The sequence below is a fragment of the Psychrobacter sp. UBA3480 genome (assembly GCF_002377945.1).
In the GTDB taxonomy this organism is placed as follows: Bacteria; Pseudomonadota; Gammaproteobacteria; order Pseudomonadales; family Moraxellaceae; genus Psychrobacter.
Genome location: NZ_DFQV01000015.1, coordinates 115253 through 140682, shown reverse-complemented (window position 1 = coordinate 140682; position 25430 = coordinate 115253). Strand labels below are relative to the sequence as shown.

Annotated in this window: 22 protein-coding genes; 12 read left to right on the top strand and 10 right to left on the bottom strand. The window is 43.4% G+C overall.

Going from position 1 to position 25430, the window contains the following annotated elements:
- Window positions 1–31: 31 nt before the first annotated feature.
- From bioB to serB, 5 genes are all read right to left on the bottom strand, one after another.
- Complete coding sequence (gene bioB, locus B2863_RS05935; protein WP_296208199.1) at window positions 32–1195, bottom strand: biotin synthase BioB; 1164 nt, start codon at window positions 1193–1195, stop codon at window positions 32–34.
- Window positions 1196–1440: 245 nt separating this feature from the next.
- Window positions 1441–1947 carry an SCP2 sterol-binding domain-containing protein gene (locus B2863_RS05930; RefSeq protein ID WP_296208198.1) on the bottom strand — a complete coding sequence of 169 codons (507 nt, stop codon included), beginning with the start codon at window positions 1945–1947 and terminating at the stop codon, window positions 1441–1443.
- A 206-nt stretch (window positions 1948–2153) separates the two neighbouring features.
- Window positions 2154–2546, bottom strand: a complete 393-nt coding sequence (gene aciT, locus B2863_RS05925) for an AciT family ciprofloxacin tolerance protein (protein ID WP_296208196.1) — start codon at window positions 2544–2546, stop codon at window positions 2154–2156.
- Window positions 2547–2823: 277 nt separating this feature from the next.
- A complete protein-coding gene (locus tag B2863_RS05920) occupies window positions 2824–3819 on the bottom strand; it encodes a DUF368 domain-containing protein (RefSeq protein WP_296208194.1) in 996 nt (331 codons plus the stop codon).
- 299 nt (window positions 3820–4118) lie between these two features.
- Entirely contained in the window at window positions 4119–5309 is a 1191-nt protein-coding gene (gene serB, locus B2863_RS05915; protein WP_102090475.1) for a phosphoserine phosphatase SerB, read from the bottom strand.
- 449 nt (window positions 5310–5758) lie between these two features.
- Between serB and B2863_RS05910 the strand changes: the two genes are divergently transcribed.
- From B2863_RS05910 to B2863_RS05885, 6 genes are all read left to right on the top strand, one after another.
- Entirely contained in the window at window positions 5759–7216 is a 1458-nt protein-coding gene (locus B2863_RS05910) for a hypothetical protein (protein ID WP_296208191.1), read from the top strand.
- 186 nt (window positions 7217–7402) lie between these two features.
- Window positions 7403–7639, top strand: coding sequence for a PA3496 family putative envelope integrity protein (locus tag B2863_RS05905; RefSeq protein WP_057761656.1), 237 nt, complete (start codon window positions 7403–7405; stop codon window positions 7637–7639).
- A gap of 289 nt (window positions 7640–7928) precedes the next feature.
- Window positions 7929–8486: a UPF0149 family protein gene (locus B2863_RS05900; RefSeq protein ID WP_101206057.1), complete on the top strand. Its 558-nt coding sequence runs from the start codon at window positions 7929–7931 to the stop codon at window positions 8484–8486.
- A gap of 111 nt (window positions 8487–8597) precedes the next feature.
- The gene (locus tag B2863_RS05895; protein WP_227526636.1) at window positions 8598–9038 is read left to right on the top strand and encodes a YbjQ family protein; all 441 of its coding nucleotides are present in this window, start codon (window positions 8598–8600) and stop codon (window positions 9036–9038) included.
- Between the two features lie 78 nt (window positions 9039–9116).
- Window positions 9117–9623, top strand: coding sequence for a YbjQ family protein (locus B2863_RS05890; RefSeq protein ID WP_296208188.1), 507 nt, complete (start codon window positions 9117–9119; stop codon window positions 9621–9623).
- Window positions 9624–9928: 305 nt separating this feature from the next.
- Window positions 9929–10852, top strand: a complete 924-nt coding sequence (locus B2863_RS05885; RefSeq protein ID WP_179799341.1) for a bile acid:sodium symporter family protein — start codon at window positions 9929–9931, stop codon at window positions 10850–10852.
- Window positions 10853–11041: 189 nt separating this feature from the next.
- Here the strand turns inward: B2863_RS05885 and B2863_RS05880 are convergent, their stop codons facing one another.
- Window positions 11042–12184 (bottom strand): formate/nitrite transporter family protein, encoded by a 1143-nt coding sequence (locus B2863_RS05880; RefSeq protein ID WP_296208187.1) that lies wholly within the window; start codon window positions 12182–12184, stop codon window positions 11042–11044.
- 260 nt (window positions 12185–12444) lie between these two features.
- Between B2863_RS05880 and B2863_RS05875 the strand changes: the two genes are divergently transcribed.
- From B2863_RS05875 to B2863_RS05865, 3 genes are all read left to right on the top strand, one after another.
- Window positions 12445–15414, top strand: coding sequence for a valine--tRNA ligase (locus B2863_RS05875; RefSeq protein ID WP_296208186.1), 2970 nt, complete (start codon window positions 12445–12447; stop codon window positions 15412–15414).
- 305 nt (window positions 15415–15719) lie between these two features.
- Entirely contained in the window at window positions 15720–17417 is a 1698-nt protein-coding gene (locus B2863_RS05870) for an ATP-dependent nuclease (protein ID WP_296208184.1), read from the top strand.
- Window positions 17418–17563: 146 nt separating this feature from the next.
- The gene (locus B2863_RS05865; protein ID WP_296208181.1) at window positions 17564–18856 is read left to right on the top strand and encodes a VWA domain-containing protein; all 1293 of its coding nucleotides are present in this window, start codon (window positions 17564–17566) and stop codon (window positions 18854–18856) included.
- Window positions 18857–18948: 92 nt separating this feature from the next.
- Here the strand turns inward: B2863_RS05865 and B2863_RS05860 are convergent, their stop codons facing one another.
- Entirely contained in the window at window positions 18949–19845 is an 897-nt protein-coding gene (locus tag B2863_RS05860) for an ABC transporter substrate-binding protein (protein ID WP_296208179.1), read from the bottom strand.
- Window positions 19846–20557: 712 nt separating this feature from the next.
- Between B2863_RS05860 and B2863_RS05855 the strand changes: the two genes are divergently transcribed.
- A complete protein-coding gene (locus B2863_RS05855) occupies window positions 20558–20980 on the top strand; it encodes a YbaN family protein (protein ID WP_296208177.1) in 423 nt (140 codons plus the stop codon).
- A gap of 243 nt (window positions 20981–21223) precedes the next feature.
- A complete protein-coding gene (locus tag B2863_RS05850) occupies window positions 21224–21433 on the top strand; it encodes a cold-shock protein (protein ID WP_045453470.1) in 210 nt (69 codons plus the stop codon).
- A gap of 302 nt (window positions 21434–21735) precedes the next feature.
- Here the strand turns inward: B2863_RS05850 and B2863_RS05845 are convergent, their stop codons facing one another.
- Complete coding sequence (locus B2863_RS05845) at window positions 21736–22860, bottom strand: YeiH family protein (protein WP_296208175.1); 1125 nt, start codon at window positions 22858–22860, stop codon at window positions 21736–21738.
- A gap of 230 nt (window positions 22861–23090) precedes the next feature.
- On the opposite strand from B2863_RS05845, the gene B2863_RS05840 reads away from it, so the two are divergent.
- Window positions 23091–24026: a LysR substrate-binding domain-containing protein gene (locus B2863_RS05840; protein WP_296208173.1), complete on the top strand. Its 936-nt coding sequence runs from the start codon at window positions 23091–23093 to the stop codon at window positions 24024–24026.
- Between the two features lie 108 nt (window positions 24027–24134).
- Here the strand turns inward: B2863_RS05840 and B2863_RS05835 are convergent, their stop codons facing one another.
- Window positions 24135–24596, bottom strand: coding sequence for a universal stress protein (locus B2863_RS05835; protein WP_057761630.1), 462 nt, complete (start codon window positions 24594–24596; stop codon window positions 24135–24137).
- A gap of 99 nt (window positions 24597–24695) precedes the next feature.
- Window positions 24696–25157 (bottom strand): universal stress protein, encoded by a 462-nt coding sequence (locus B2863_RS05830; RefSeq protein ID WP_160023545.1) that lies wholly within the window; start codon window positions 25155–25157, stop codon window positions 24696–24698.
- Between the last annotated feature and the right edge of the window lie 273 nt (window positions 25158–25430).

The following is a 25430-nucleotide window of genomic DNA, read 5'->3' as shown; positions in this document are numbered from 1 at the left end:
TCTTGCTTAGCTTGTATTTTTTAGCGTGGGCTTAATCTGCCAATACAACTTGTGTTTGATGACCATTCATCGCATCCATTACAGGCAGTACTTTAGGCGCTCTTGGTGCGGCAAACTGTTTGGTTAGGCCAAGCTCACGCATGAGTCTGTCATCGCCTGACTGGCTCGCGTTACCAGTGGTAAGAAGTTTGTCACCATAAAAGAATGAGTTAGCACCTGCCATAAAGGCCAATGCTTGCTCAGAGTCAGATAGACTTTCGCGGCCAGCAGATAGACGCACATAGCTAGTCGGGCAGCAAATACGGGCGACCGCAATAGTACGAATCCACTCAAGTACAGATAGCTGACCCTCGGCCAATACTTTGTCACCAATCGGTGTACCTGCAATAGGCACCAGTAAGTTGACTGGAATTGATTCAGGCGCTTTTGGCATTTTTAGCAGCTCAAGTACCCAATCGATGCGGTCATCACGGCTTTCGCCCATACCAACGATATTACCACTACAGACGTTGATGCCAGAGTTACGCACGTTTTCTATCGTGTCTAAGCGCTCATCATAGCTACGCGTGCTGACGACTTGTTCATAGTAGCTGCGCGAAGTATCTAGGTTATGGTTGTAGTAATCTAACCCTGCATCAGCCAACTGTGTCGCTTGATTGGTATCGAGCATACCCAGCGTCATACAAGTTTCAAGTCCCAGTGCTTTCACTTCTTTGATCAGCTCAACCACATAAGGCATGTCTTTGGCACTTGGATGTTTCCACGCGGCACCCATGCAGAAACGCGATGAGCCACTATTTTTGGCGCGTTTGGCGGCTGCGATGACTTTATCAACTTCTATGCGTTTTTCTGCTTGTAGTTTGGTGGTGTCGCGATGATGACCTGACTGCGAGCAATAGCCGCAATCTTCAGGGCAGTTGCCCGTTTTGATAGAGAGTAGCGTGCTGATTTGTACTTCATTGGCAGTAAAATGCTTTCTATGGATGGTCTGTGCTTGTAATAACAAGTCCATTAGAGGTAAGTCAAACAGTTGCGCGATTTCTTCACGGCTATATGTGGTGGCAACTTTACTATCAGTTTGAGTCGCGTCTGTGGCTAGATTGGCCAAAAAATCACTGTTGGTCACATCTGGCTGAGTGGCTAGATCAGTTGGCTGGGTGGCGTCAGGTTCGGAGATGCTAAGCAATCCTGCCATAAGGTAAGTCCTTTTATAAGAATTAGAGGGTATTAAATAAAACCAATGTTTTTATCTATTGTCATTTATAAGGTAACAAAAAAGGTTGCCGTATAGTATACCGCAACCTTTTTAGAAAATCAGAACACTGCTAGACAGTATGTATAATTGTCACAGTAGCGCACATAAATAGTAACTATACGTTTGGCTATCTAGTTCTATATCATCCATTCTACCAATGACTACCGCTCAGTGCACCATTCTTTTTATTTACCAAGTTTATGCTTAGCGATACCAACCCAATGCTCAGCAAATTTCTGTGCTTTATAAGCGTAAGGTTTGGCTTTTTGGATATATGGTTTGCACTCTTCTGGGATAGCTGGAACGATATGCTTAGCAAGTTTATTGAACCACATCATTAGGCTATAGTCGCCTTCGATGCTCAAGTTACCTTCTTGCACAGCAGTCATAAAGGCAGGCAAGCTACCTTTGGTTAGCAGTCTAACGCCAGTCATAGAATCTTTAAAGGTGATGGTCAAATCGGCTTCTTTTGCATGCCCGCTTTGTTGATTGAACTGTCCGTTGTCAAAGCTAAAAGAACGGGCGATATCTGACTCAGTACTAGCAAACTCAATCGTAACTTGACGATCAGCGAACAACGCTTTGACGTCTTCGTTATCGCTATCAGCTAACATAGACAAACGATAGCCAACAACAGCCAATAAAGCATCTAATGGATCAGATTTGATATCTAATACAGGAACAGTAAACATAGCAGAACTCCTAAAGAAATGAGGCATAAAAATAAAGCGTACTTTATACCAGTTTTTATGACAAATATATAACTGGATTATAAACTATCACCGGGTGTCAACTCTTTAGGAGTTAAGTAGAGAGCGTTAAGTATCTTGTAACATTCGATGTCACTGACGTAAGTAAGGTGTTGCTATAGACGAGCAGAGGTATAAATAGGACAATTTTAACGGAAACGTGGCTGATAGTTATCATCGTAGACAGGAGTGTGTTCAATATAGCGTGCGGCTTCTAGCTCACGTTGCTGACTAACTGTTTGGCTCACATCATCATAGCGTAATGCCCGATACAGTACCCATGCTGCTAACGGTAACCAACTGATGCTCATAGCGATGATATAGCGATGCCATGATGATAGCTCCATCAACATAGGACGACCGGCTAATATATTTTGAATCAACTCAACGGTGAACCAGTAAGCCATACCGCCAAACAGATATAGCAGTAGCCAACGATATGACGACAAGGCGAGCACCACTACTAAACTGGCTAGCAGTCCATAACCCAGCCATGCCGCGCCGCTCCATGCCTCTACACCGATAAAAGAAAATATAGTCATTAACATCATTCATCTCGCTATTCATAAGGTGAATTCCAATGAGACTATTATGAGAGGTTATTGAGTAAAGCTGAAGAGGGTACAGGCGACTTTGCGACAACCGTTGACGTTTGGTTTTTTGGCTTGTTTTGCGATATTTGATGGCTAGATGTTAGGCTAAGCGCCGTGAGGAGTGGCGCTTATTTTGAGGAATATGGAAATGGTTTTGTTTGCTCGGGAGGGTGTTTGTTAGCTAGCAAAGTAAAATAGAAAACAGGACTAACAGTTTGCTAAATACTTAGACTCGATTGGTACGGTTACCCCACCAAGATAATAGCGAAACTAGAATAGCACCGAGTAGCATAAGTCCTACTGTCGTTGACCACTGTGCGCCAGTAGGGTATTGCCACGGCATGACATTATGGACAGCTTCAGTATTTAGTGAGCCTAGCGCATCTACTTTCCATGGCCAGACTTTTATTAGAGAGCCTGCGATAAAGCCTGTCAGTAATGCCAAGGTAGCTTGGTAATAATGCGAGAGTAGCCACTTAAGTGCGCGCGTGAATAGCAATAGCCCAGTCGCCATACCCGCAATGACTGTGAAAATGGCACTCAAATTCATCGTATCGACCGCTTCTAATACTGCATCGTAGGCGCCTAGCAATAGCAAAATAAACGACCCTGATATGCCCGGTAGGATCATGGCACAAATAGCAATTGCCCCTGCAAAAAACAGATACGGTAAGCTAGGCGTGGTCGTAAGCAACGGCATACTACTGATGACTACGGCGGCAATAAGTCCAGTCGCAAACAGTGCAACACGTCCTATATTCCAGCGCTTTATCTCACTGAGTAAGATAAACACCGTTGCAACGACCAGTCCAAAAAAGAATGACCAAATAAGCAATGGTTGGTTGTCCAATAAGTGCTTAATGATACCGGCTAAGGTCGCAAAGCTAGTGGCAATACCCAGTAGCAAACACAATAGAAATGTCGCATCTACTTGTCGCCAAATCGCAGCGAATCCTTTGATGCCACCTTCCTGACGAAATATCGTCCAAAGATTGGGGCCGATACTGCCAAGCGCGTTAATCAAGCGCTCGTAGATCCCTGCAATTAGCGCAATGGTGCCGCCAGAGACACCAGGCACAATATCAGCTGCTCCCATGGCCATACCTCTGACATAGATACCTACCAGCTGCTTTGGGCTATCGGTACGTACAGGTACCGTATCTTGCTGTAATGGCGTTGACGCTGACGGCTGAGTTGGCCGTGGAGATTGTGGTGCCGTCATGGGCATTCCTTTATCATTTAAAAATAAGTATTATCTAAAAGTGAGCGATAGCTAAACATCAGTGTGCATAGCAGATTGTATTAATTATCGTAACGTACTAGGGCGTGTCTTCCATTCACTTAATAGGCATCTAACTGAACTAAAAATGGATAAATCTTGTCAGACATCGTCAAATAGCTAGCTAATTACCGATACTATTTACGCTACTTTCCTTGTTTAAGCCACGCCCTAAAGCATAAAAGCCAGATTAATGACAAAACATTAACCTAGCTTAGCGGATAATCTAGAATACTTAGCGATTACTCAGTAGGAGCGAGGGCTGGATAGCCAAGAGCGTACAAAGTACCTTCAAGCCCTGTCACGTTGATAGCGGCATCAGCACGTGCTTGAACGATTGGTTTGGCATGATATGCCACACCAAGATCGGCAAGCGCCATCATCGGTAAGTCATTGGCCCCATCACCGACACAGACCACTTGTGACATCTCAATGCCTAAGCGCTCAGCAGTATGCTCAACGATAGCGGCTTTTTTGGCACCATTGACAATAGGCCACTGTACATGACCAGTAACTTCACCTTCCTCGATATCTAGAGCGTTGGCATGCACTTCATCGATACCCAACTGCTCAGCGATATAACGGGCAAAATAAGTAAAGCCGCCCGAGACCAGCACCGTATGATACCCCAATGCTTTTAGCGCACTAATCGTCGTGCGCGCACCAGTCGATAACGTTAAGCGACTACAGATATCATCCAGCACATCAGTAGAAGTGCCTTTTAGCAAGGCCACACGCTGAGCAAACGATTCATCAAAATCAATCTCACCGCGCATTGCGGCTTCAGTGATGGCTTCAACTTCTTCACCAATTCCAGCCGTTTTTGCTAGCTCTACGATGACTTCTTGCTCAATCAAGGTCGAGTCCATATCAAAGCAGGCAAGTTTGTGCGTCCGTAGCATATGACCAACAGACAAGATATGACAGTCTACGACGTTTATGTTGCCTGTGCTATCTGCACTGCGTGTATTGTTATATTCTTCAGTTAGGTCACGACGCAGGCGAGTGGTCAGCTGATCATCAATGATGTGAGCGGCTGCGGTTTTTTTACCAGGGTGCATTAGTGTGTCAGTGACTGGTACTAGCAGATAACGGTAGACCTGAGTATGGGTAAAGGGTAGGCGCTGTGCGTCTGCTGCTGTAGGCTCTGTATCAGATACCATGATATTGACGAAGCTAGCGTCAGTATCTTCGGCAACGGTCACTAGATGCCAGCTTGGCTGTTCGTCGACCCACGACTGAACGTACTGATGAATATCTAACGCGGATACCTGAGTAGGTAGTACTACGATGAGCGCAAAGACAGGTAGCGACTGTAGCGCATCAAAGTCTTGCAAATTGGTATCTTCGGGTAATAATGCCGCAATAGAATCGACGGCTTGTTGCCATGCTTTGCTGTCTTTTGGTAACGAATAAGATGTATTTTTTGGCATGGCTCAATTGTCCCTTGTATGCTCATATAAGATTAGGAATAATAACAGTTTTACTGGGCAGCGCCTATAGATGACGCGCAAAGTAACAATGATGCTAAAAAACAGATTTTATGGCGTAAGAAGCCATAGAAAACGCGATAAAGTTATTATGATAAATTTATAAAGCGCTCACGCTATAAGGCTTATTATGGTGATATAGTAGATGAGATAAGCTGGCTGTTGATTGACGATGCTTTCTTACTAACGATGCATTCGCAAAAGATAGCAATGCAAAAGATAGCGAAGCTGGCAACAATATTGATGGTGTTGATAGTCATTAATAAGCAGTACTGCTTTATCACTATGTGCGCACTACAATTGGTGCGCATCACAATTGTTTAAAAATTAGCCAAAAAATGAGCAGTAGCCTCGTTTTTTAATTTCTTCTCTCCAAAAAAGTTTAACATATCATGACGTATTTAGCGCCGCGGCAAGGGTTGTTTGCCATTATTCTTCTGGTTAGTTTTTGTTTGCAGACGCTGTTATTGGTCATTAGTACTGACCAACAGCTGAGCAATAGTCGTGCGTTAAAAGGCGAGCAGATGGTCGCCCAGCTGATTGATGAAGCAAGATTGTCTTTAGAAAATAAAGACCGTGTGAGTTTAAGCGTTATTGCCAACCGCTATACCAGCGAGCAAGACGTCACACGGATACTGATTAAGGACAACAACGATGATATCTTGGTGCCAGTAGGCAATGCGCCGATGCAGCAAGGCGACACCATTCGTCAAATCGCTACCAATGGCGATGCAGTCATCGGTAGCGTTGCACTGACTCTAAAAGACGTTAGCAAAGGCGAAATTATCGCCATGCAATGGCCGTTTGTTATCGGCACCATGCTGCTACATTTACTGCTGTGGTTGATTTATGGTTACCTCGCTCGTCCGACCAAAGAGCAAATCAATGCATTGAGTCGAGATATCCAAGAGCTGTATCGTGACCAATATAGACCAGTCGATCAACGCGGCTATGACCGTGAACTTGAGCGCCAGTCAACGGGTCAATCAGCGTCTCATTTAGCAGACAGTCAAGTGGCGATTGATAATACGGCAAACGCAGCAGATGACGAAGTGACTAATGCCCGCAAGTTTAATGTACATAATGAAGTGAACGAGTACCTTAGAACCCAGCAAAACCAAGAGACAGGTAGCGATACTGACAATCTAGCGAGTGCGGGTGAAGGTAGCGAAAGTGAAATAGTAGATACAGACGGTGTTGCTCCTCAAGCTACTAGCCATACGTCTAAGCTATCTGCCACCCGATCCGTTGATAGCGTCAAAGTTCAAGTCGTATTCCATGATGAGTTCAATATGCTTGAACGCCTTGCACCTGCGCAGCGTCTTCCGTATCTAGCACTCTGCACCCAGCTGCTCAATCAAGCCGTGACTGAGTTGCTAAGACAACCATTGCTACTAGGTGTGAGTGCGATGAATGAAGCGCACTTCGAAGATAATAGCGCAAGTGTGGTACTAAAGGCTGATAATAGCCATGCAAAAGTGGCACTCGCAGGCGTGATGCTTGCCAAGCTATATTTAATGCTCAACAAAATTATCCATGATAAGCATATTGAGCTGTCACGTTTTGCCTTACCAGCAAAAGCGGGTGTCAGTGATGATGCGCAGTCAGAGCCAATGACTCATTTGCTCCAGAGTATCGGCAAAAAAGAGCAGCTATTGATATTATTGCCAAATGCAGGTCTCAAGCAAATCAGCAATCATGTACAAGTACATAACATCATGCGTCCAACCACTGTCTATGAGCGCGAGTGTGCGATATTTGATGGGGCCAACGACTCATTGATTCAGCGTTTGGCCGATGTGCGCAACGCAGTTCTGATGATTGAAGATGAGGACGAGCTAGACATTTAATGCCGACTGTATTTGGTCATTTATATTACAATTGTCTGTTATATAGCCTACTGGACTATCTTAATCGTAGAGTTGAAATGTACCATATTGCGAAAAAGGATTGACAACATTCAATAGAGACTTTATAAGGCATATATATATTGATGTATTCTTAATACCCTTGCCTAAAAATGATAGGAGTTTGTCATGAGTGACGCTGATATTGACGACGATTTTGATGATGATTTTGTCGACGATGATGATGCAAAGATGGTTGAAGAAGCTGAGACGAGCGTACGTACACGTTTAAGTAGTCTTGAAAAACGTCGGCTAATCGATAATTTGCTAGAAGAAAAGCGTTTGGCTAAAGAGTTAAAAGACGATCTAGACGACATAGACAACTTCGATGAAGACGGCGATGATTGGGATGATGACGATTTTTAATTTGTCGGCATCCGTCGTTTCAGTGGACTAAAGTGCTCTAGTGGCTACTTTAACGGCAGTGGCTATTTTAATGACTAAAATTATTCATCCCATCAAACTGGTTGCCTGTTGTTTGCTAATTTTCTAGGTTGCTCGCAACCAGTTCATCTCGATAATACTTACCTGATAGAGGTTGCTTGAGTTTGATTAATTAAGCAGCCTTTAGTCTTAAAATAAGTACTCGTCCTCTTTTATTTAACCGATCGCCCACTGCGATTGATGACATCTATCTGCTAAGGAAAACCAAATTATGAGTAACCAACTAAGTTTTGATGAATTACTAGACTATTTGGACAATCAAGAAAGCCAGTTCGTGCTAGATAGTGTCGCAGCGCATGGTTTTTTGACGGCGACAGTCATCGGTCGTCCATTGCCTAACTGGATGGATGCCCTCTTTGAAGGTCACGTGAGTGAGATTCCAGACAACGTCATCGATGGCATCAAACGCTGGCGCGATTCGATCATGGCTGAGCTAAAAAACGAGACGCCGATCGAATTACCGTTTGGTGAAGATGCCGGTAACGAAGAAGTGGCGGTTGATTTCTCTGATGAGTCTGACATCGTTGCTTGGTCAATCGGTTTTGTCGATGCCATGTATGGTGATGAAGCAAGCGATTGGTTTGAAGATCAAGAAACGGCAGAAGACGTGGCTGTGTTAACTTTGCCAATGATCGTACTAAGCGGTATCGATGATGAAGATCCAGAGCTGTCTGAGATGCGTAAAGACGAAGACAAAATGGTACAGATGGCCAATAGCATCGAAGGCAATTTGACTGAATTGTTTTTGTTGTTTCATACCAACGATTAATAAAGCTAAGAAGCAGCGTTGCTACTAGCAGTGCTGTTTTTGTCTTATCTATGCTGTATCGCAGCGCTTTGGTTTACCATGTATTTTATAAGTCACCGATAAGGTCATCCTATGACTGTGCAACTCTCTAACCTTGAACACTTACCTAACTATCAAATTACTGAACGCCTAGACGTGGTGTACGGTAGTACCGTGCGTTCAAAGCACGTCGGTAAAGACTTGTTTGCTGGGTTAAAAAACATCGTTGGCGGTGAGCTGACGGCTTATACCGAGCTATTAGAAGAGTCACGCCAAGAAGCAATCGATCGCATGATTGTCAAAGCAGAGGCGCTCGGTGCTGATGCGGTGGTCGGTCTACGTTTTTCGACTTCTAGTATCGCCCAAGGTGCCTCAGAGCTGTTTGTCTATGGTACGGCGGTCAAGGTCGCGCCGATATCACAGCAGCAATATCAAAACCCGCCAAGCGATGGTTACAACCATTCTAATCAAAATGTGAGTACTCAGACCCAAGTCGCACCCGATGATTTACCGCGCTTCAATCCTTTTGGTTGATTCTATAATACTAAAAGCTACAATACCAAATCCTACAATGCTAAAAGCACCGATGCTTTTTATGATGAGAAACGTGCTATGAATGATTCACTCACGCAAGTGCTCATCAACTATGGGCCGTTTGTCTTCTTATTCGCAGCTGGCTGGTTCTTCGGATCGCGTCATGAGCGTCAGCATTTGGCACAGCTAACAGTAGCAGAGCAAGCATTGGGCGATATCACTGTCTCAAGCGAACGTCTATACCGTCCCAAGTTAGCAGCGGGTAGTGAAGGCGAGCTGGTGCTTGGTAGTGTCGTCATCGCTCAAGATTACTTCAAAATGATCATCGCTCGCGTACTAAGCGTCTTTGGCAAAAACTTAACCACCTATGAGACTTTACTAGATCGTGCACGCCGCGAAGCCATTGTTCGTATGCGGACTGAGGCAAAAGCCAAAGGCTACACGCATATTTACGGGTTACGTCTTGAGGTAACCAATGTCAACCAATTAGGCAGTATGGTCGAAGCCATCGCCTACGGTACAGCTGTTATCAGTATCGACCATATTCACTCTACATCTGCTATAAATCACAAAACCTCCGCTTAAATCATTTCTACGTTATTTTCAAGTGTGAAAACCTATAATTGACTGACGAGTAGTCAAAAAAATCAAAACCATACACTTTTACAACGATATACTGAATTTTACCGTTCCGTTATTATTTCAGTTCGTAGTAACCAGTTTTATCAAAAATTGTCGGTTTAAAAACACGACTGTATGGAAAAGTGTCATATAAAGAGCTGACAACGTCGGTAGCTTTTACCCAAGATATCAGCAGGATTGGCTGATTGAGCATGACGAGGTTGTCATAAACCTGCCCGTGTAAGGGCTCTATCTACAAGGATGTAGTTATGGAAGGTGTTGAGTTAGTCACATTTATAAATGCAAAAGTCATTCCCATTAGTATCTTTTTGATTATGATGGGGATGGGATTGTCCTTAGTTACCAATGATTTTAAGAGAGTCGTCAAATACCCTAAAGCAGTCGCTATAGGCTTGACCAATCAGCTAATATTCTTACCGCTCGTAGGTTTTGCTTTGGCAACCACTATGTCTCTCGAGCCAGAGTATGCCGTTGGGGTCATGTTGCTGGTATTGTGTCCTGGTGGCACGACATCGAATCTATTTACCTATTTAGCCAAAGGTGATGTCGCACTTTCGGTCACCATGACCGCTATTGCTAGTGTCATTACCGTATTTACCATTCCTATCGTCCTCAGTTTTTCGCTCGTATACTTCATGGGTGCTGGTAGTGAGTTTCAGTTGCCAGTGGTCAAGACCATGATTAGCCTAATTGCTCTGACTATCTTACCCGTCAGTATTGGTATGTTGATCAAACGCTACGCCCCTAATGCTGCAGACAAGGGACAGGTGATGGTGTCTCGTTTTGGCGTGATATTTTTGAGCTTCTTGGTACTTTTCTTAAGCTATGTGCAACGAGACATTATCGTTGAAGCGTTAATCGCTACTGGCCCTGTGGCATTGATACTGAACGTATCGACGATGGCGCTTGGTTATTACACCAGTAAATGGTTCGGCCTGAATCCTGCACAAAGACGCTCGATTACTATGGAAGTCGGCCTACAAAACAGTACGCTTTCAATGTTTATGGCACTGACGCTATTGGCTAACTATAAAATGTCGATGACGCCAGCCATTTATACGCTAATCATGTTCTTGACCGCGGGTATCATGGTCAGAGTATTTACTGCCCAGCACAATAAAGCCAAAAGAACCGAGATAGAAAACAGTGTATTGGCAGCACGTAGAATGTAAGAGTTTTAAGATAACCGTAGTAACGCATTGTTGCGCCAGTTGAGACAGTACTTGGCAAAAATCAACAGTGTATGGTTTAGTAAAAAAAGCCCATAATCCGCTTTGTATAATGAAGCTGGTTATGGGCTTTTGCGTTTAGCGCTCGTTTTAACCCAAATCAGTTTAGCTCAAACCAGTTTTATCTCAAGTCTAGAATCTTCGTCTGTCCATTTTCGCTCTTGCCTCGGCAGCTTGCTCTTTGACTTTTTCAATTTCAAATAAGAATGTGCGGTTTTTAAGCACCGCGACGAATACCACACCGCCCACTGTATTGCCCACCAGTACTACGACTAAAAATACCAAGTAGCGCCAAAGACTGACGGTATTGCCATATAGTAATGCTGAAAATACCTCGATATTGCCCACGATACTATGATGCAAGCCTAAAAACCCAATGCTACCAGTGATAAGCGTCACCAGTACGATACGGCTAAGCGTATCTCGTGCAGAGGTCACCAGCCATGCGGCCACGCCCATCATCCAGCCTGCCAGCACGGCGCTACCAAAGATAACCCACCACTCAAAACCTAAGATATGCTCGGCATAAACATCAATAGCATGGTCTGTAAACAGATGCATATGCAGCCCCAGACCGATCATTAATGCTGCAAATATACAACCGCCAACGATATTACCAGCGATGACAATTCCCCATAGCCGCAGCAGTTTATGTAGCGGCTCAATTTTATTTAAGACAGGCAAGCTCAAGAGGGACGTCTGTTCTGTGAATAATAGCGATTGACCAATCACCACGATAATAAAGCCGATCGGATACAACAGTGACGACAGCACCATGGCATAGCGACTTGGCATCACGTCATTAAGTAAGGCAAACGCTGATAAAATCATAAAAAAGCTGATGCCAATCTCTAGCCCAGCCGTAAAAGCACTGGTAAATAGCGAGCCAAGTGAACGCTCAAAGGTTTCTTTTGCGTGGATAACTTGCTCGACTAAAATACTGGCGTAGCTTTTCGCTTGGCTTAAATTGTCGTCACTGGCGACCTTTTTGATGGTTTCTTTGTCTTCGTCGCTGATTTCTTCTGGTAGGTCGTCATTTTCTAAGTCTTCAGTGGCTTTGATAGGTTCGTCTACGTCGCCATCTGAAGTTTCGTTTGCATGACTGTCTGTAGTGTCGTCTGCGTCCTTATCTACCTCAATGTCTTTAGAAGAATCGCTGTTTTCTTCTAGCGTATGATTATCTTCAGGCACAGGAGGGGTGGTACTCGCATTTGTACGCTCATCGTTTGGTCGATTAGCCTGAGAATCATGGTCATGCTCGGTATCTTGGGACACGGTTGGCTCGCTGGTTATAGGCTAATGATTTTGCTGCATAAGTAATCTCTATTATATTTCCCATTCTTCTGATTGCTGTTGTTAATTGATTAACAATTTGAGTAATAAATAGCCTTCAGGCTTTATAAATTGCCTTACCATCTAACAAAATCTGCCTATCTGCGTTAAAATCACACTATCAACTATTTTTCCTGTTTTTATAGCGTTTTGCGCTATCTCATTTTGACCACATTCATTATCAACAATAAGATCACCCTATTATGAGCAATCCTAATACCGATACCAGCATTGATAGCAATGCGAAAACCAATCTGACCCAGTCGATCCAAGCGGCGCTAAGCCAATTAGAGAGCGCCTACAATCCTGCGGAAGTTGAAGCAGGTATGTATCAAGGCTGGGAAGAAAGCGGCTATTTTCAGCCGACTTTTGATAAAGACGAGTCATTTTCTATTGCGCTGCCACCGCCAAACGTCACCGGCTCGCTACATATGGGGCATGGTTTTAACAACGCTATTATGGATGCGCTCACCCGTTATCACCGCATGGATGGCGATAATACGCTGTGGCAACCAGGTACGGATCATGCGGGTATCGCCACCCAGATGGTCGTTGAGCGTCGATTAGAAGCGCAAGGACTCAAGCGCCGTGACATGACGCGTGCAGATTTCATCGATAAAGTCTGGGAATGGAAAGAAGAGTCGGGCGGCAATATCACCAGCCAAATTCGCCGTTTGGGCAGCTCGGTTGACTGGTCGCGTGAGCGTTTTACCATGGATGACGGTCTGTCTAATGCGGTAAAAGAAGTGTTCGTTCGTCTGTTTGATGATGGTTTAATTTATCGTGGTAAGCGTTTGGTCAACTGGGATCCTAAGTTCCAAACCGCATTATCTGATTTAGAAGTAGAAAACCACGATGAAAAAGGCAGCTTGTGGCATTTTCGCTATCATTTCACGGATAAAGACTTAACGACCCAAGATGGTAAAAACTATCTAGTGGTTGCTACTACGCGTCCTGAAACGCTTCTTGGTGATACCGCTGTCGCCGTCAATCCTAGCGACGAGCGTTATGCGCATTTAGTCGGCAAAACCATTACCTTGCCAATCACGGGTCGTATCGTGCCTATCGTCGCTGATGACTATGTCGAAAAAGACTTCGGTACGGGCTGTGTCAAAATCACCCCAGCGCATGATTTCAACGATTATGAATTGGGTCGTCGTCACAGCTTGCCATTGATTAATATCCTAGATGAGCGCGCCAATATTTTGCCAGCGATGGAAGTTTATCCTGATTTGCAAACACGTGAGCCAGAGCTAGAGACTACGCCGAGCGAGTATGCAGGACTTGAGCGTTTTGCTGCACGTAAGTTCCTTGTAGAGCAAGCAGGCGAGCAAGGCTGGCTAGAAGATATCGAAGACTACGCACTTAAGGCTCCGCGTGCTGAGCGTGGCGGCACGATCGTTGAGCCGTGGTTGACCGATCAATGGTATGTCGCTGTTAAAGAATTGGCTAAGCCTGCAATTGACGCAGTAGAAGACGGCAGCATTGAGTTCGTCCCTGCGCAGTACAAAAACATGTATATGGCGTGGATGACCGATCTACAAGACTGGTGTATCAGCCGTCAATTATGGTGGGGTCATCGTATCCCTGCATGGTATGACGATGCGACAGGTGAAATCTATGTCGCCCGTGATGAAGCGGAAGTACGTAGTAAGTACAACCTAAGTGATGATGTAAAACTGCGCCAAGATGATGACGTGCTCGATACGTGGTTCAGCTCGGGTCTATGGACATTTAGTACGCTTGACTGGGCAGACGTCAACGCTGATCCACGCGTGATGGACACTTTCCACCCAACCAGCGTGCTCGTGACAGGTTTTGACATTATCTTCTTTTGGGTTGCCCGCATGATCATGATGACCATGCACTTTGTGAAAAACGAAGATGGCACGCCGCAAGTACCGTTTAAGACCGTCTATGTGCATGGCCTGGTACGTGATGGCAATGGTCAAAAAATGTCAAAATCAAAAGGTAACGTCTTAGATCCGATCGATCTAATTGACGGTATTGAGCTAGAAGCGCTGGTAGAAAAACGCACCAGCAATATGATGAACCCGAAAGACGCGGCCAAAATCGAAAAGCAAACGCGTAAAGAGTTCCCAGAAGGTATCCCAGCGTATGGTACGGATGCACTGCGCTTTACCTTTACCTCACTAGCCAGTACTGGTCGCGATATCAACTTTGATCTAAAGCGTGTCGAGGGCTATCGTAACTTCTGTAATAAAATCTGGAACGCCAGCCGTTTTGTCCTCATGAACTGTGTCGATGGCGAAGGCAGTGCCAAGCCTATCGACCAAACGGCCAACCCTGACGTTTGGGAATTACCAGAAAAGTGGATCATGAGTCGTCTGAACTCTACCATTACTGATATCCATCAACATTTCGCTCAGTATCGTCTCGATATGGTCAGCCAAGATATCTATGAGTTTATCTGGAATGAGTACTGTGATTGGTACGTTGAGCTTGCCAAAGCCAGCCTAAATGATGACTCGGTATCTGGCGAGCGTAAAGCGCAAATCCGCTATGTGCTGCTGCACGTACTAGAGACTGCGCTACGTTTCACCCATCCAATCATGCCGTATCTGACTGAGCAAATCTGGCAGACCATCGCGCCGCTACTGGGTCGCAAAAACACCGACAGCATCGTGGTCGCTGACTATCCACAGACCGATGCCAGCCAAATCAGTGAGCAGACCGAAGCAGATATGGCATGGCTACAAGAGCTAATCGCGAGCGTCCGTAACATCCGTGGTGAGATGAAACTGGGTAACGCGGTACGTCTGCCAGTGCTACTACAAAACGTCTCTAGCGATGAAGATGCTCGTCTATCACGTATCAAAAACCAGTTTAAAGCGCTTGCCAAAGTCGAGAGCTTAGAGATCGTCAAAGAAGGCGATGAGGTGCCACTATCGTCATCAAGTATGGTCGGTCAGCTACGTGTCCTCGTACCGATGAAAGGTCTGATCGATCCTACGGCTGAGCTGGCACGCCTAGGCAAAGCGCATGAAAAACTACAAAAGCAAGCTGACGGCATCGCTCGTAAGCTAGGCAATGAAGGCTTTGTCAGTAAAGCACCTGCGGAAGTGGTCAATGCTGAGAAGGCAAAACTGGCTGAGTTAGAAGGGCAGTTGACGGCGATAACAGCGCAGATGGAAGAGTTAAAGAACCTGTAACTGCTATGACAATAGCTGTATGAATAAAAAACGCTGTCACATTTGTGATGGCGTTTTTTATTGTCTACTGGTTAGTTCTCTAACCAACGCTTGGTTCTGATAAATAACTGAATATTTGTGTGCTATTATCCATTGTCTTACGGGGTGCACACTATTAAGTAAAATAAACATGGTGATACCTACAAAAGATATTGAAAATTAACGATGAGTTATTTAAGAGATATCCTGAGTAAGTTTTTCTTTATATCAATTAGTTAATAACCTTCCGAAAAATAGCCGAAAATAATATAGATAAGGATAATAGGATGAAGCTTACTCACTTTTCTATCACTAACTATAGAAGTATTACAACTGCCCATAAAATTTCGTTGCATAGTACAACTATTTTGATTGGGAAAAATAATGAAGGGAAATCTAATATATTAAAAGGTTTGAATACAGCAATGCATGTGTTAGATCGAAGAGGATTAGGGCCGTCAAATAGAAATTTAAGAAACTCAAGATATAGGAATATAGATGATAGGTACTACTACTGGGAGAGAGATTTCCCAGTTTCATTGAGAGGTAGAAGTTCTGGAACTCAGACCATTTTTGCGCTAGATTTTGAGCTTGAACCGGAAGAGATATTAAGTTTTCAAGAAGTTGTAGGCTCTAAGATAAACGGTTTTTTGCCTATGGAAATAAGAATAGGTAGAGACAATCAGCCAATTATTAAGATTAAAAATAAAAGAGGTGCAGGAGCAACAATTCTAAATAAGAAAATAAATAAAATAACTTCTTTTATTGCAGGTAATATTGAATTTAATTATATTCCTACCATTCGAACTGATAGCGACACACTTGATGTAGTGAGGACGATGCTTTCAAGACAACTGAAACAACTTGAAGATAACGACGATTATTTAAAAGCTATAGATACAATCCGAATTCTTCAAGAGCCTTTGCTGAGAGATTTAGAGAATCAATTAATGGAGCCGCTTAAAGAGTTTTTACCTAACTTAGTAGAAGTGAAAATCTCTATTCCTGAAACCGAAAGACGTGTAGCATTACGTAATGACTTTGAAGTTATAATAGATGATGGAACAGCTACAGAACTTGCTTATAAGGGTGATGGCGTAAAAAATTTAGCTGCTTTAAGCATGCTGAAAAGTCGAACAGGTCCATCAGGAGCTTCAATTATAGCAATAGAAGAGCCTGAGTCACATCTTCATCCAGGAGCTATACATCAGCTGAATGATGTGATCTGTGCTTTAGGTGAAAACCATCAAGTTATTATCACAACACATAATCCACTATTTGTTGATAGAAATGACGTTAAGTCCAACATAATAGTCGATATGGGGAAAGCTGTTTCCGCTAAAAATATTGAATCTATAAGAAACGTAATGGGTATTAAGGCTTCTGATAATTTAGTTAATGCAAACTATGTACTAATTGTAGAAGGTGCAGAAGATGTGATTGCTTTCAAAGCTATGTTACCAAGGCTAAGTAGAAAGTTAGGAAAAGCGATTGCTAACAATTTATTTGTGATAGAAGAGATTGGGGGAGCAGGTAATTTATCTTATAAAGCTTCTCTATTGAGAAACTCTCTTTGCAAGTATCATTGCTTTTTGGATAATGATGAAGCTGGGAATAAAGCAGTTAGAAAAGCATTGGAAGATGGCTTGATTGCTACAAATAACTATACTCTTACGAATTGTCAGGGTTTTAATGAATCGGAGTTTGAAGACTGTATTAACCCTGAAGTTTATAAGAAAGCTGTTGAAGATGAATTCGGATTTAGTTTAGATAATCCAAAATTTAAAGGTAATAAAAAATGGTCGGAAAGAATAAAAAGAGCGGCAGTTGATCAAGGGAAAGCATGGGATAATAAACTTGAGTCGAGTATAAAGTATACAGTAGCTAAATGTATCCAAGATAGTAAGTCTGATTGTTTGCATTCGCATCATAAAAACTCTATCGAAAGCCTAGTTAGTTATCTAGAAAATAGTGTTGTAATATAAGTAGAAGATAATTGACTATGTAATTGTGTGCTACAAAAAATACATTCTATATGAATCACCGCTTCAACTATGACTGTAGCGGTTTTTCTACATCAGTAATTAGTCTATTATCTTTAAAGGAATAACACTTTAACGTAAGGAACACCATGAACCATCTCACCGTCGGACAACGCGCGCCTTTAAGCAAACTTGCTATTGACGATACCGCACCCATCACGCTCAAATTCACTCGCCAAAGCCCAATAGAGATGGACATCAGCTGCTTTGTCTTAGACGCAGCGGGCAAACTGATAAACGATGATTACATGGTGTTTTATAATCAGCCAATCTCGCCTTGCGGGCAAATCAAGCTTACCCATTACGAGTCGCAGCCAACAGCGAATAAAGGCATCCAAGCCGAGTTTGAAGTGAATTTATCCAAACTGGCGACTGATATAGACAGCTTGTTTTTTGTGTTATCAGCTGACACGCCGCTTAATCAAATACAATCGTTAGATATTGGCATTTGGCAACAATCACAAAAGGCGCAGGCAGAGTATCAAGCAGCAGACTTTGCCCAGCAGCAAGCCAGTATGCTAATGCAGCTTTATCGTAAGAGTGGCGTTTGGCGAGTATCTAACGTCGCGCAAGGCTTTAATGGAGGACTTGCCGCCATCGTGCAACATTTCGGTGGTGACGTAGAAGAGAGTAGCTCTACAGTAGAAGAGACCGCTACGCCAGTTCAAACAAAACCGTCGCTCGAGAAGGTCATGCTAGACAAAGCCCCAAAACTCGTCAATCTCGCCAAAAAAGCCACGATATCGCTTGAGAAACGCCAATTGCAGCAATTAACCGCAAAGGTAGCGTTGGTGTTAGATGCCTCAGGTTCAATGAACAGACAGTACAAAAAAGGCCGCGTGCAAGAGGTGGTCAATCGCATATTACCATTGGCAGTGAGCTTCGATGACGACCAAGCACTAGACTGCTGGGCGTTTGCCCGAGATCCGCAGTATTTGGGTGAGATTGGACTGAGCAACTATGACGGTTTTATCAATAACGCTCATGGTGGCTGGCGCAAATGGGCACTTGGCCCGCGCATTAACAACGAAGCAGAGGTCATGAAAGCCGTGACGGAGTTTTACCAAAAGGACGGCTTGGATGTGCCTGTATACGTGCTATTTATCAGTGATGGCGGGGTGAATGACAATCGCGGTATCACCAGAGTCATGACGGAAGCGGCGAAACTGCCGATATTTTGGCAGTTTGTAGGCTTGGGTGGTCGTGGCTATGGCATTCTCAAAAAACTAGACGACATGACAGGGCGCGTGATTGATAATTGCGACTTTTTTGAACTCGATGACTTGGCTGATATCAGCGAAGAAGCACTGTATGAAAACATGCTAGAAGAGTTTCCAATGTGGCTAAAAGAAGCCAAGCAACTTGGTATCGTGCAGCAATAATTTTATGATTCAATTACAGCTAAATAAAAAACCGCCATAGCAAATGCCATGGCGGTTTTTTATTATTCAAAATATTGTAACTTCTAAAGTGTCTACAGCGACCAAAGCGATTGATATTGCTCATCAGTCAAGGTCACGATATCGATTTCAGCTAGCATCTCGCGCAGTGCTTCCCACTTACTTGCACTTGGTTTGATAGGTGTGATCAATCTGCCTAGCGTATTATCAATGATGGCATCCATCAGCGTATCGGCTTCAGTTTTACTATAGTCGTAATACATACGGTGAGCGGTAGCTGGCTCGTTTTTGCACAATTCTGTCATCTGGTTGGTCACGTCGATAAAGGTATCTATCGCGTCCTTTTTCGCGCTATAGATCTCATCCGTCGTGAGGATTTCTAACGCCGAAAAATTAGGATAAGGTGATAGGTGCTGATCGATAAATTCAAAGTCCAACCCTTCATGAGTTGCCTCAACGCCCTCAAAGTTATAAAAGCATAGCCATGCAGCATCTAGGCTTGGGTCTTCTTGCAGATTTTTTATATGATAAAAGTCTTTTTGTACAAAGCTCACATTATCACGGCTGATACTAAAGCCGTTTTTCTTTGCATAGCGAGCCAATATCTCAAAGCCAATACGATTGGTTTTTTCCTCAGCAGCAGGGGTACAGATGCGGATAGGCTGATTGTTTTTGAACTTATCCATGCTAGCGCGCTGCATCAATATGCCGCCATCGGTCTCAAAAAAGCAGCCCAGCGCACGTAGATTAGGCGCGTAATGCTCAAACAGATGGATAGGCTCATTGACATGCAGATCGATACTTTGGTTCTGTAATTCGGCAAAGCCATCATAATGGTCATCTGGTTCGATAATAGTGATATCAAGCCCTGCCTGCTCATATGCGCCCGTGGTCACACCAGCGATAAAGGGTAGATGATCAGGGTTTAAAAACCATTCGAGGGTCAGAGTAAGTTTGGTGGTCGGTTGCATGGTTGTTTCCTTTTTAAGTATAGAAAACAATCAGACTGATACGATTAAGTAAAACAAGAAAGGCCAAATAAGAAAGGTAAAGTCTCGATGCTAACTGTCAGATGCTCTGCGTTTGATATGGTTATCACTATCAGTACATCATCTATAGACTGCTCTTATTTATAGACCTCTGAGGGCGTGTCACGCTTGTTTCCTACGTCAGTGCTAACTGCTTCAGGTTCACGGGTATGTCTCAGCGATGATGTGGGCTGTATCTACAGCGTTAAATCAAAGCACCCCGACAAGATTGATTGGTATTATATTATTTTTGAGTAGTACTGCTGTTTTTGATCAGTACTGCTAATGGCTATTATCGATAGCTACTGCGTCATCATAGACGACTTACGAGACGTGATGCAAGCGTATCGGGAAAGACGATGGCAGGTGATGAGTGGTGTTCGTTAACCGCTCTTTATGATAGATGTTGCTTATCACGGCTACTGATAGTTATTTTTAGCGACGGATTAATAAAAGAGTGCAGCATTTATTATTGGTACTTACCCAATTACTAACCAAACATACCTATCAATAGCAAAAACCTTATATAAATAGTCTTGTGCATAGACAGGTGATATTGCATGATTAGCCTTCTATGCCGCTGCTTATATAATAGGCGCTACTCTAAACAATTGACATTTGGCATAACTGATAACTTACACGACCGACAACTTATATGACCGATAATAAAAAAGCGTTCTATTACCGACCCAAGACCGATCAGTCCAACAGCCCAATGCTGCGTTGGACCTTTGTGACGCTTGGTTGGCTGTTTTTTATCTTAGGTATTATCGGTATATTGTTGCCAGTGATGCCTACTGCGCCTTTTATCTTGCTAGCAGCAGGTTGCTGGGCACGTAGTTCTCGACGTTTTCACTTTTGGCTGATTAATCATAAATACTTTGGTAAATTTGTCCGTGATTGGGAAGAGAGTCATGCCGTTCCGCTTTATGCCAAGTGTTTAGCGACGGTTATGATGACAGCATCGACAATTATGTTATTTTATCGTTTACCTGCCGATATGATGTGGATGGCATGGGCGGTAGCCGCTGTCTGTAGTGGGGTAGCGATATATTTGTTCCGTTTACCAAATGCCTAAATCCGTTGCAATTTGCGCCAAAATCAGCCAATAAACGGCTCTGGTTACACGAAACATGAGATAAGACTTGCGATACTGGGATGTACCCCTTATAATACGCCCAAGCTTAAGAGCAGTTCTGCACCAAATCATTACCTCGTAGTATTAGTTATAATCCTTCGTTTTAATATTTATCGTTCAGTAGCTATTTGCAAGCGTTACCGGTCACTAGACCATTAATAAATTTAAAAGTAGGATTATACTATGTCAGACGTTCAAAAAGGTACAGTTAAGTGGTTCAACGAAGCTAAAGGCTTTGGTTTTATCGCTCCAGAAACTGGCGCAGACGTTTTTGCTCATTACAGCGAAATCACTGGTTCAGGTTTCAAAACTTTGGCTGAAGGCCAAGAAGTTGAGTTCACTGTAACTCAAGGCCAAAAAGGCCCACAAGCACATAACATCGTTGCTATCTAATTTGTCTTTATAGACAGATAGATGAATAGATGTAGAAAAGCGAACCTTCGGGTTCGTTTTTTTTCGTCTGCTATTTAGTATTTAGAGACTTGGTATTTACAGTATTAGTGTTTAAAGTATTAGTACTTAAGAGATTGGTATCTAAGACACTGGTATTAAAGTTAGTACTAGTCCAAGATTAAAGGTTTTAGCCAATTATATTAGATCAAATAACAGATGCAAAAAGGTCTCCGACTATAAATAGTTGGAGGCCTTTTATATTGTGCAATGACATCAGCAGTTAAGAATGGACATTTAGCTTATTATATAAAGCTAATGCCGATATTGATCAGACCACCGCCCAGTATCAACCAACCAAACATAATGGCACCCAAAATAAGCGGTCTAACGCCAGCTTGTTTGATCGCACTTAGATGAGTGGTCAAACCTAATGCAAACATAGCCATCGTAAGTAGCACATCATCTAGCATCACCATACTGCGTACGATACTCTCAGACATCGGCACCCAAGTATGTATCAACACAATACCGATAAAGATAAACGCGAACCATGGCACTTTGACTTGTTTGACACGAGTCATAAATGACGTTATCTCGTTTTTACTGCTTTTATCTTCTATAGCGGTATTATCTACGGTGCGCTCTTTGGTTAGCGCAAACGATAATACAAGCAGGAAAGGTGCAAGCATCATGACGCGTATCATCTTGGTCACAACAGCGGTATCACCAATCTCAGTATTGATTGCATTACCTGCGACCACAACTTGTGCGACCTCATGGACGGTTGAGCCAGTGTACATGCCATATTGCTGAGCGCTGAGCCACGGTTGTAACCAACCGAGATGATATAAAAAAGGATAGAGCAGCATCGCGATAGTACCAAACACCACCACAGTTGCCACGGCGATAGTGACCTTGTGAGCTTGCGCGTTGACGACTGGCTCTGCAGCAATAACGGCAGCAGCACCGCAAATACTTGCTCCTGAGCCAATCAAGATAACCGTTTCTTTATCGACTTTTAACCATCTAGTACCTAACCAATAGGTCAGCGTAAAGGTCGACGTCAGTACCAGTGCGTCAGTCATAATCGCTGGCATACCGACGCTCGCAACTTGTGTCATGGTTAGCTTAAACCCATAAAACATAATCGCAAGTCGCAGTATCTGACCCTTTGCAAAGCAAACGCCGCCGTTTAAACGTTCAGTGAATTTGGGATAGATAGTATTGCCCAAGATCATGCCTAGCAAAATCGCTAGCGTTAAAGAGGACAAGCCAACGATACGTCCGTTTGACCATACATCCAAACTGCTGTCCAACCATAAGCAAAATAAACTACCAATCAGAACGACTACCAATCCCGCCAAGTGACGGTGATTAGGGGTATAGTTGTGAACGGAGTTGCTGACTGATTGGACGAATGTGTGCATAACGCGGCATCCTATTACTTATATTAAGATAAGCATAAGCTTATGAATAGACAGTATATGCTCGCTACATTTATAATAAAAACAGATTAATAAGATATAAACTATCGATTTTTTAGGTTAATATCTACAATAAAAATAGGTATACCGCGCATAAGCGTAAAAAAAGATACGTATAGCAAATAAGACAGGCTAAAAACTGACATAAAGCAACATAGGGCATTATTAATATTATGAAAAAATCTGTGCAGACAATGCCAAAGATTACGCTTAAGCAGCTTGCTGTTTTTGTCAGCATTTATCAGACAGGCAGCACCAGTCGCGCCAGTGAAGAGCTGCATTTATCACAATCAGCAGTTAGCAGCGCACTGACAGAGTTAGAGTCTAGACTACAGATGCCGCTATTTGAGCGCGTTGGTCGTCGGCTTAATCAGCACCCCAATGCTCATCCCATTTATATACAGGCACAGGCTATCTTGGGTCAGTCGCTCACGCTTGAGCATTATCATCAATATCAAGCAGGACAGATTCACATCGGTGCTAGTACCACAATTGGCAATTACGTACTGCCATCATTGCTTGGCAAGCTCTATGAGGCGCTACCCGATGCCAATGTCGATATGTATATTGCCAATACGCAAGAAGTGGTAAATGAGGTTGAGCAACTAAATATCGATATCGCGCTGGTAGAAGGGATGCCACGTCCGATAGATATGAAAGTTATTGAGCAGCGTGAATGGCGTACCGATACGCTAGTAGTATTTGCCAAGCGTGATAGCAAATGGTTAAAGAATGTGGCTATTTATAGCCAAGATAAGGACTGCTATCAGCTGACCATTCATCAGCTAGCGCAGTTACCACTATTGGTACGTGAGGCAGGGTCAGGCACACGGCAAATTATCGATGAGCAATTACTAAAGTATCTACCTAATGCAGAAGTGGTGAAGGCGATACATCAATCTGAGGCCATTAAGCATATGGTAAGTGCAGATATTGGTCTTGGTTGTCTATCACAGCATGTGATTGAGACGGAACTCTCGACAGGGACGTTGGTACAAGTGAACGTGGCGGGAATTGATTTATCAAGGACATGGTGGCTAGTCTGGCATAAAGCCCGTCACCAAAGCCCCATTTGGCAAACCTTTATAGATATCATTCAACAGGACTGATTGAAATAATTTTTAAATTATTAGCCATAAAAAAGCGCAGCGTTAAAAGTTACGCTGCGCTTTTTTTGAGACATGCTCTAGATAATATAAGACAATCAAAGCATATTGTTATGCTGAAACAGGCTTGTCCAATCTCACTACAAAGCTATCGCAAGGTACATTAGGCAAGATATTATCTGCTGTCGCGCCACTGATCCATGCAGCGATACCGGTACGCTTATGACGTCCGATGACCAATAGATCGACATCGTGTTTATGACAGTAGCTGACGATACCTTCACTGCTAGAGATGGCAGTCGTGACTTCTGACGTTGCTGCATTTAGCTGATTGCGTTCAAGGAATTGCGCCAGCTTTGCACGCGCTTCTTGGCAGCGTTCATCATCAATCTCATCGTATAGGCTAGAGGCAGGCACCAGCTCATAGCCGAAGCCAACCATAGTGTCTTTGACAATATGCAAAACAGATAGCTTAGAGCCTGGACGGTTTTCGACGATGCGCTTGGCCTTTTGGGCGACTATATCTGCATCAGAGAGTAAGTCGGTGACCAGTAAAATATGTTCGTAACTCATAGCGTCTTCCTCATGTCAGATAGTATTTACTATAGCACTACTCTAGGGCGCTGTTAAGTAAAGCTTGTCGTCTTTAGCAGCGGATGGGAGCGATGCCAATTATTCTAAGACAGGCTGATCAAGTTTAACCACTAAGCTGTCGCAAGGGACATTTGGCAAGATACTATCGGCAGTGGCTCCAACCAACCAAGCAGCGATACCATGGCGCTCATGGCGTCCAATGATAAGTAAGTCGACGTCTTTTTCACGGCAGTAATTAATGATACCTTTGCTATTAGAGATGGCAGCGGTGACCTCAGAGTTGATTGCTTCTAGCCCGTTACGTGCCAAAAATTGCGCCAGCTTAGCCCGTGCTTCTTGCCATTTTTCACTATCGACATCACCCGAAAGGCTAGAGGCAGGCACAAGCTCATAACCGAAGCGCACCATATCATCTTTGACTATATGCAAGACAGACAGTCTGGCTTCAGGAGAGCCTGCGAGAATACGCTTGGCTTTTAGCGCCACTTTGTCCGCATCGGATAGTAAGTCAGTGACCAGTAAAACATGTTGGTAGCTCATAAGGTACTCCTAGTTAGTCATTAACTTTATAGTAGCAGTGCAAATCACCTTTGTTAAGTAATAAATCCATAATAAAATTGTGGATATTGATAAGTTTGTAACTATAAGGCTTTAATAGCTAAAGTTGCTAGCCGCGTAGGTTATGTGGTGGATTATTGCGTGACTGATACCTTGACTTATCCATGTCGCAGCCCCACTAATAGCGCTAAGCCAACTCTTTTTTAGCCAATTTATTACTCTATTTTCCCTGGCATTCAGGGCACTATACGCATG

Coding starts and splice junctions, on each gene's coding strand:
- B2863_RS05855 (WP_296208177.1), top strand. CDS start 20,558: ATGACCGATAATAAAAAAGCGTTCTATTACCGACCCAAGACCGATCAG.
- aciT (WP_296208196.1), bottom strand. CDS start 2,546: ATGACTATATTTTCTTTTATCGGTGTAGAGGCATGGAGCGGCGCGGCA.
- B2863_RS05865 (WP_296208181.1), top strand. CDS start 17,564: ATGAACCATCTCACCGTCGGACAACGCGCGCCTTTAAGCAAACTTGCT.
- B2863_RS05910 (WP_296208191.1), top strand. CDS start 5,759: ATGACGTATTTAGCGCCGCGGCAAGGGTTGTTTGCCATTATTCTTCTG.
- B2863_RS05895 (WP_227526636.1), top strand. CDS start 8,598: ATGACTGTGCAACTCTCTAACCTTGAACACTTACCTAACTATCAAATT.
- B2863_RS05830 (WP_160023545.1), bottom strand. CDS start 25,157: ATGAGCTACCAACATGTTTTACTGGTCACTGACTTACTATCCGATGCG.
- B2863_RS05885 (WP_179799341.1), top strand. CDS start 9,929: ATGGAAGGTGTTGAGTTAGTCACATTTATAAATGCAAAAGTCATTCCC.
- B2863_RS05875 (WP_296208186.1), top strand. CDS start 12,445: ATGAGCAATCCTAATACCGATACCAGCATTGATAGCAATGCGAAAACC.
- B2863_RS05860 (WP_296208179.1), bottom strand. CDS start 19,845: ATGCAACCGACCACCAAACTTACTCTGACCCTCGAATGGTTTTTAAAC.
- B2863_RS05840 (WP_296208173.1), top strand. CDS start 23,091: ATGAAAAAATCTGTGCAGACAATGCCAAAGATTACGCTTAAGCAGCTT.
- B2863_RS05845 (WP_296208175.1), bottom strand. CDS start 22,860: ATGCACACATTCGTCCAATCAGTCAGCAACTCCGTTCACAACTATACC.
- B2863_RS05850 (WP_045453470.1), top strand. CDS start 21,224: ATGTCAGACGTTCAAAAAGGTACAGTTAAGTGGTTCAACGAAGCTAAA.
- B2863_RS05870 (WP_296208184.1), top strand. CDS start 15,720: ATGAAGCTTACTCACTTTTCTATCACTAACTATAGAAGTATTACAACT.
- B2863_RS05890 (WP_296208188.1), top strand. CDS start 9,117: ATGAATGATTCACTCACGCAAGTGCTCATCAACTATGGGCCGTTTGTC.
- bioB (WP_296208199.1), bottom strand. CDS start 1,195: ATGGCAGGATTGCTTAGCATCTCCGAACCTGACGCCACCCAGCCAACT.
- serB (WP_102090475.1), bottom strand. CDS start 5,309: ATGCCAAAAAATACATCTTATTCGTTACCAAAAGACAGCAAAGCATGG.
- B2863_RS05900 (WP_101206057.1), top strand. CDS start 7,929: ATGAGTAACCAACTAAGTTTTGATGAATTACTAGACTATTTGGACAAT.
- B2863_RS05835 (WP_057761630.1), bottom strand. CDS start 24,596: ATGAGTTACGAACATATTTTACTGGTCACCGACTTACTCTCTGATGCA.
- B2863_RS05905 (WP_057761656.1), top strand. CDS start 7,403: ATGAGTGACGCTGATATTGACGACGATTTTGATGATGATTTTGTCGAC.
- B2863_RS05920 (WP_296208194.1), bottom strand. CDS start 3,819: ATGACGGCACCACAATCTCCACGGCCAACTCAGCCGTCAGCGTCAACG.
- B2863_RS05930 (WP_296208198.1), bottom strand. CDS start 1,947: ATGTTTACTGTTCCTGTATTAGATATCAAATCTGATCCATTAGATGCT.